This is a genomic window from Exiguobacterium sp. s122 (assembly GCF_018618475.1).
Classification (GTDB): Bacteria; Bacillota; Bacilli; order Exiguobacteriales; family Exiguobacteriaceae; genus Exiguobacterium; species Exiguobacterium himgiriensis.
On the sequence record NZ_JACSMD010000024.1, the window covers coordinates 1 to 251 of the forward strand.

1 rRNA gene is annotated in these 251 nt (G+C 45.4%); it reads right to left on the bottom strand.

The window, feature by feature from the left end:
• A 5S ribosomal RNA gene (gene rrf / locus KNP92_RS15755) occupies positions 1-86 on the bottom strand; the annotation flags it as partial.
• Positions 87-251: the final 165 nt, after the last annotated feature.

The following is a 251-nucleotide window of genomic DNA, read 5'->3' on the forward strand; positions in this document are numbered from 1 at the left end:
GACCCCCAACTACTTTCGGCGCTGAAGCGCTTAACTTCCGTGTTCGGCATGGGAACGGGTGTGGCCGCTTCGCTATCGCCACCAGACATATAGTAGATTAACACTATCTTAACATAATGTCAACCTGTTTTTTAAGAGATTGTTCTCTCAAAACTGAAGATTCATCAATACAAACCATTAGACTAGATCAAAGCCTCGACCGATTAGTATCATTCAGCTCCACGTGTCACCACGCTTCCACCCATGACCTA